This is a genomic window from Moorena sp. SIO1F2 (assembly GCF_010672755.1).
Taxonomy (GTDB): Bacteria; Cyanobacteriota; Cyanobacteriia; order Cyanobacteriales; family Coleofasciculaceae; genus Moorena.
The window spans coordinates 3,313-9,919 of record NZ_JAAHFV010000248.1 but is presented as its reverse complement, the minus strand read 5'-3'; the positions used below and the strand labels follow the sequence as shown (position 1 = coordinate 9,919).

Sequence of the window (6,607 nt, the reverse complement as noted above, 5' to 3'; positions counted from 1 at the left end):
GCCAGCACATCCTCCAACAACCGCATGATTGCTCGGCGTAATGGTCTGGCCCCGTAGCTGGGGTTGTAACCCTCTTCGATCAAACGGTCTTTGAATTTCTCGCTGACTTCTAGAGTAAAGTGAAGTCGCCTGTGAGCAACGACTTCACCTAAGTTAGTTATTATCAAGATTAATTTTTCGCAATTTTTTCGGTCACTTTAACCCCTTTAACTCACCCTAGATCTAAATCAAGCTAAATCAAGGTTTGGCTCGCCTTGTCATATCATCTCCGGATAATTACCCTTAATAATCTGTCGCCCACGGGAACGCGCACCAAGAGACGGGAAAGGGGAATTACTAGTTTTGTAAATTTTTGTTTCAAACTTATCACAATTAACGTAAAAGCGAAAACTCACGCTGAAGACTAACTTAGTAACTCAAAACCCTAGTGGTTGAGTAAGCAGTCAGCTATGAGCTTAGTCAAGAAACAGAGTCAACTCATGGGATTTTTTTCCTGGGAGACTCTTGTATCTTAAAATCTGGTTTGTCGCTTCTTTTGACCCATTACCAATTGCGACTTACTAATTTCCCCTTAACCTTTACCAAGAAAAAATTAGGGATAGAATAATTAGTAAAGCAGATTTGATCGCCAATAACGTTACGTTTATTTTATAAGTCATCTAACTATGTCAGCTCTAACTATTAAAGACATCAACACCGATAGCCTTTCTGTAGAAGAACGCTATGCACTTGACATTCTAGTCAACCTGCCAGTGCCTCAGGTTAGTAAACTCCAAGAATTAATGGAATTGGAGGTAGAAGACGTTATTAGCCCTATAATTTTACAAAATTTTATTGAACTGTGTCAAGAATGCGGCTTGGACTTGTCTGAGGCAGGAGTCAATAAGTTTAAAGATGCTAACAAACTTGGTAATACTGGAGCTGTCAGAGGAATTATTGGTCCTCAAACGGCTCAGTTTTACTTTGATGCTATCATCAAGAAAGTAACACCAGAGTTGCCCCCAGGTACCGATAGAAACATTAACCAAGCTGGTTTAGATCTTGTTAAAGAGTTTGAAGGACTCCATAAAAGGTGCCCCGATGGCAGAGTAGAAGCTTATATCGATCCGGTGGGAATTCCTACTATTGGATGGGGTCATACAGCTGGTGTTCGCATAGGAGATATCATCACTGTTGAGCAAGCGGAAAAATTGCTCAGACAAGATTTAGAAAGTTCTGAATCTACGGTGAGTAATCTTGTCAAAGTATCACTGACTGATAATCAATTCTCTGCTCTAGTTAGCTTTGTGTTCAATATAGGACCAACAGCGTTTAGGCGCTCTACATTGTTACGTAAGTTGAATCAGGGTGATGTTCAAGGGGCGGCCAATGAGTTTCTTCGTTGGAACAAGGGTGGTGGTCGAGTCCTATTAGGCTTGAGCAAACGCAGAGAAGCGGAGCGTAAACTGTTTCTGAGCTAAGTCAAAGTTAAGGTTGAAAGTTGTTCGCCTAGCGTGGCCGAAAGGGCAAGGTTGCAGGTTGCAGGTTGAAAGGTTGCAGGTTGAAAGGTTGAAAGGTTGAAAGGTTGTCATCCAAGGCTAAACCTAATGCCTAACCCCTAACCCCTGTAAGTTTGGCAAAATGTATAATAAAAGACCTATCACCCAGTAAGGTCATTACTCACCTTACTAAACCAAAAGTTTATTTGGGCTACAGGCATGACCAAACAAGCACCTACCTCCTTGCTTTCCCTAAACGTGGCACCGACTCAAGTACTGCGTTGTCCGTTGGAAGACTCAGGAAATGCGATCGCACGGCTGGGAAATCGTCCTTTGATTGTAGGAGGCCAGCATACTCTGGCTACCCTAGCCTCATCACTGGAATCGGTTTTGGAACAGCATCAACTCAGTTATGAATGCGCATCCTACAGTCCTGATTGTAGTGAGAAGTCTTTAGCTAAACTCTCAGAAGCCGTTGCTGCTCATCAATCTGACTTAATTATTGGGATTGGTGGTGGTAAGGCGTTGGATATTGCTAAAATCCTAGCGCACCAGTGCCAGTTACCTGTAGTCACTGTACCCACCTCTGCTGCTACCTGTGCTGCTTGGACTGCTCTATCTAATATCTATTCTGACCAAGGGGCTTTCCTGTATGATGTTGGACTTGACCGTTGCCCAGATTTATTAGTACTTGATTACAGCTTGATTCAGACAGCGCCCCAACGTACCCTAGTTGCCGGAATTGGTGATGCCTTAGCGAAGTGGTACGAAGCTTCAGTTAGTAGTGGTAGCGCTACAGATACTCTAATTATTGCGGCTGTCCAACAGGCAAGGGTATTGCGAGATATTTTGTTCCAAAAGTCGGTTGATGCTCTAACCCAACCTGGTAGTGAAGTGTGGCGGGAAGTTGTCGATGCAACAGTTTTACTGGCTGGTGTGATTGGGGGCTTGGGTGGAGCTCGATGTCGTACTGTTGCTGCCCATGCTGTACATAATGGTTTAACTCATATCCCAGCAGCTCACGATTCTTTACATGGTGAAAAGGTGGCTTATGGCATTTTGGTGCAGCTGCGTTTGGAAGAAATGCTTCAGGGGAACCAACTGGCAGCATCAGCACGGCAACAGTTGCTGAAGTTTTATGCTGAGCTTGGTTTGCCCCAAACTCTCCAAGACCTGGGATTAGGGTCGATTACCTTGGCTCAGTTACAGAAAGCAGCTGAGATTGCCTGTGGGGAAAATTCTGATATTCATCGGCTACCGTTTAAGGTGCTTCCAGAACAGCTGATGGCAGCAATGGTTTCTACTAGGGTCCTAGTTGAGGGGAGTCGTAAGGAGTTAAGTTTGCCAGCCGTTGAAGGTTGTTCGCGTAGCGTGGCCAAAGGCCAAGGTTGTCTGTCAGAATGAAGAATGAAGAATGAAGAATGAAGAATGAAGAATGAAGAATGAAGAATGAAGAATGAAGAATTTGGAATTACACATTCTTCATTCAACAATGTTGTTCGCCCCGTATTCGGTGTAGTGTAGGTTCCACCTTGTCAGGTTGCCGGTTGCCGGTTGTTCGCCCCGTATTCGGTGTAGGGTAGGTTGTCTGTCAGAATGCAGAATTAATTCTTAATTCTTAATTCTTAATTCTTAATTCAAAAATTTTGAAGGTTGCCGGTTGCAGATTTTGAGCTCAAACCTGATAACCTTTAATATTACTAGCATTTTCCCATACACTGGCTCTCAACTCGTTCGCGATCGCTTTTAGCGGAAGCTTCGCTTCATCGCGTGGCCTTTTGGCCAAAGTCAAAAATTATAGATCTTGACCTTCAACCGGCTAACTTCTAAACCTGACACTGATGATGGTAGATTTGATTACCCCAGCACAACGACTAAGCTCACTCCCTCCCTATGTATTTGCTCGTTTAGATGAATTAAAAGCAAGAGCCCGTGAGCAAGGGCTGGATTTGATTGACTTAGGGATGGGTAATCCTGATGGTTCAGCACCGCAGCCGGTGATCGAAGCAGCGATCGCAGCCTTAAAAAATCCCGCTAACCACGGTTATCCTCCGTTTGAGGGGACTGCTAGTTTCCGTCGGGCAATTACGAATTGGTATCACCGCCGCTATGATGTGGAGCTAGACCCAGACAGTGAAGCTTTACCTCTGTTAGGGTCTAAGGAAGGACTAGCTCACCTAGCCTTAGCCTATGTGAATCCGGGAGATTTGATTTTAGTACCTTCTCCTGCTTATCCGGTCCACTTCCGGGGTCCGTTGATTGCTGGGGGGGAAATTCACAGTTTGGTTTTGAAACCGGAAAATGATTGGCTGATTGATTTAGGGGCAATTCCGGATCAGGTTGCCCAACGAGCTAAGATCCTCTATTTTAACTATCCAAGTAATCCAACCACCGCTACCGCCCCAAGGGAGTTTTTTGAAGAAATTGTTGCGTTTGCCCGTCGGTACTCAATTCTGCTGGTACATGACTTATGTTACGCCGAATTAGCATTTGATGGCTATCAGCCTACTAGTTTGCTGGAAATTCCTGGCGCTAAGGATATTGGGGTCGAATTCCATACCCTATCCAAAACTTATAATATGGCTGGCTGGCGCGTTGGCTTTGTAGTGGGGAATAGCCGCATTATTCAAGGGTTGCGTACCTTAAAAACTAATCTGGACTATGGCATCTTTGCTGCCTTACAAAGCGCTGCTGAAGCCGCCTTGCAACTGTCAGATGTTTACCTTCAAGACGTCCAAAACCGTTACCGCCGCCGCCGAGATTTCATGATTGAGGGTTTGGCCGAGTTGGGTTGGCAGATTCCTAAGTCCAAGGCAACCATGTATCTGTGGGTTCCTTGCCCAGTAGGGGTAGGTTCAACGGATTTTGCCCTGGATGTTTTGCAGCAAACTGGAGTAGTCCTCACCCCGGGAAATGCTTTTGGTATCGGTGGTGAAGGGTATGTGCGGATTAGTTTGATTGCGGAATGCGATCGCTTGGGTGAAGCCCTCAATCGCTTGAAACAAGCTAATATCCGCTACCAAGCCCAATCAATGGTAAAGGTTGAAGGTTGAAGGTTGTTCGCGTAGCGTGGCCAATAGGCCAAGGTTGAAGGTTGAAGGTTGAAGGTTGTTCGCGTAGCGTGGCCAATAGGCCAAGGTTGAAGGTTGAAGGTTGAAGGTTGAAGGTTGTTCGCGTAGCGTGGCCAATAGGCCAAGGTTGAAGGCTTAAAGTTCGAGTTTGCAGGTTGTTCGCGTAGCGTGGCCAATAGGCCAAGGTTGTAGATAGGTGCAAGTTGTAGGTAGGTGTGGATAAGTGAACTCAACAACTGTTGGGGTAATTATATCAAATCTTCTGAGTCTCTCCCCATCTCCCCATATTCCCCTCCTGGGAGGGGAATATGGGGAGATGGGGGAGATTTTTATTAAGGGTAATTATCCTGACATGATATAACTTTTTTATTTGAATTGTGAACATACTCCCTTAAGCAAAAGCAAGGTAAGCATTAGCTGTTCCCGTAGCGTGCGCGTAGCGCATATGCTGTTGGCGTAGCCTGCGCGTAGCGCATATGCTTACGTTTTTATTATATATAATATTAAAAAAATTAAATGGGTTTACCCTGCACTATATACTTTTTTAATTAATTTTTTCAAATCATCCCTCTCAAAAAGCTCAATTTGATTACTAGCTGCCAGTTCTTTGGCATTTTCTGTAAACTTACTATTAGTGATAACTAGTCCCAGGTTCGCCTGATAATAGCCAATTGCCCCTGTTACTTCCTGAATGGCCTTAATCCCTACGCTACCTTGTTGTCTCTTGGCTTGAACAACAGCCTTGATCTCCCCTTTTTGAATTACCAGATCGGCTCCATAATCCCCACTTGCCTTAGTGCTACTCACTTGGTAGCCCAGTTGCTTAAATAATTTAGCCAGATATTCTTCAAACTCCCTCCCCTTCATGTTATCAATTGCATCTAACTGTTCATCAATATCCTGTTTCGATGCACGGCTATCCTCAACCGAAGATTTACCATTATTCACTTCTGCTTTGACTTTGCGTTTTAAATCACCTTTATATTTATTTTTACCTATATTATCATAAGATGATGACTTCGATGCCCGCCTATCCTCAACCGAAGATTTACCATTATTCACTTCTTCTTTGAGTTTGCGTTTCAAATCAGCAGAAACCATTAACCGTTCAATCTCTTTACAGAGAGATGCTTTAGATTCTCCTTCTTGTTGGCGCTGTTTATATATTCCAACCAGTAACGCTTCAAGTCCGAATTTCGATAAGCCATCAGCAGCTATTCCCACAACCCCAAGAAAAGCAATGCCTCCGATCATTCCGAATGGACCTAACATTGCCAAAGCCGCTGTGATCGCTGCTGCTCCAGTAAATCCCGTTGTTGCCATAGCAATCAGAAGTATCACACCAGGTAAGCCTAGTGCAGCAACCTTTCTAACCACTTCATCCATATCACTATACCTCAATATTGTTAGCTTATAAAGTTGATATAATGTTCACCAGTATTCCCTCCAAACTGAGTAACGACATCAGTGGAAATAACAGTGGAAACGCATCTTATTTTGAAATACCTAAGAGACTGTTTGTTAAACTTTGCTTAAATCAGCCACGTAGGGTGGGTTAGGCGGCGAGGACTTTAAAAGCTCACCTGTTAACAGAGCTGTCCCCCGTAACCCACCAATAAGATTTACTTTAGAAACAGTCTATAATTCTTCTTTGAGTTTGCGTTTCAAATCAGCAGAAACCATTAACCGTTCAATCTCTTTACAGAGAGATGCTTTAGATTCTCCTTCTTGTTGGCGCTGTTTATATATTCCAACCAGTAACGCTTCAAGTCCGAATTTCGATAAGCCATCAGCAGCTATTCCCACAACCCCAAGAAAAGCAATGCCTCCGATCATTCCGAATGGACCTAACATTGCCAAAGCCGCTGTGATCGCTGCTGCTCCAGTAAATCCCGTTGTTGCCATAGCAATCAGAAGTATCACACCAGGTAAGCCTAGTGCAGCAACCTTTCTAACCACTTCATCCATATCACTATACCTCAATATTGTTAGCTTATAAAGTTGATATAATGTTCACCAGTATTCCCTCCAAACTGAGTAACGACATCAGTGGAAATA

The 6,607-nt window shown here is 43.9% G+C and carries 8 protein-coding genes; 4 read left to right on the top strand and 4 right to left on the bottom strand.

The window, feature by feature from the left end:
- The coding region (locus F6J94_RS34405) for a hypothetical protein (protein WP_367142262.1) at positions 1-167 on the bottom strand (167 nt) is incomplete at its 3' end.
- Positions 168-665: 498 nt separating this feature from the next.
- On the opposite strand from F6J94_RS34405, the gene F6J94_RS23855 reads away from it, so the two are divergent.
- The 3 genes from F6J94_RS23855 (at position 666) to F6J94_RS23845 (ending at position 4,531) form a co-directional block, all read left to right on the top strand.
- The gene (locus F6J94_RS23855; RefSeq protein ID WP_293044734.1) at positions 666-1,460 is read left to right on the top strand and encodes a lysozyme; all 795 of its coding nucleotides are present in this window, start codon (positions 666-668) and stop codon (positions 1,458-1,460) included.
- A gap of 237 nt (positions 1,461-1,697) precedes the next feature.
- Positions 1,698-2,882 carry an iron-containing alcohol dehydrogenase family protein gene (locus F6J94_RS23850; protein WP_293044732.1) on the top strand — a complete coding sequence of 395 codons (1,185 nt, stop codon included), beginning with the start codon at positions 1,698-1,700 and terminating at the stop codon, positions 2,880-2,882.
- A gap of 437 nt (positions 2,883-3,319) precedes the next feature.
- Positions 3,320-4,531 carry an aspartate aminotransferase gene (locus F6J94_RS23845; protein WP_293044730.1) on the top strand — a complete coding sequence of 404 codons (1,212 nt, stop codon included), beginning with the start codon at positions 3,320-3,322 and terminating at the stop codon, positions 4,529-4,531.
- Here the strand turns inward: F6J94_RS23845 and F6J94_RS23840 are convergent.
- Positions 4,495-4,725: a hypothetical protein gene (locus F6J94_RS23840; RefSeq protein WP_293044728.1), complete on the bottom strand. Its 231-nt coding sequence runs from the start codon at positions 4,723-4,725 to the stop codon at positions 4,495-4,497. The genes F6J94_RS23845 and F6J94_RS23840 overlap by 37 nt on opposite strands.
- 47 nt (positions 4,726-4,772) lie before the next feature.
- Here F6J94_RS23840 and F6J94_RS23835 point away from each other — a divergent pair, with 47 nt between their 5' ends.
- The gene (locus F6J94_RS23835; protein WP_293044726.1) at positions 4,773-4,910 is read left to right on the top strand and encodes a hypothetical protein; all 138 of its coding nucleotides are present in this window, start codon (positions 4,773-4,775) and stop codon (positions 4,908-4,910) included.
- Between the two features lie 161 nt (positions 4,911-5,071).
- Here the strand turns inward: F6J94_RS23835 and F6J94_RS23830 are convergent, their stop codons facing one another.
- The gene (locus F6J94_RS23830; protein WP_293044724.1) at positions 5,072-5,935 is read right to left on the bottom strand and encodes a restriction endonuclease; all 864 of its coding nucleotides are present in this window, start codon (positions 5,933-5,935) and stop codon (positions 5,072-5,074) included.
- Positions 5,936-6,187: 252 nt separating this feature from the next.
- A complete protein-coding gene (locus tag F6J94_RS23825; protein ID WP_293017327.1) occupies positions 6,188-6,517 on the bottom strand; it encodes a hypothetical protein in 330 nt (109 codons plus the stop codon).
- Positions 6,518-6,607 lie beyond the last annotated feature (90 nt).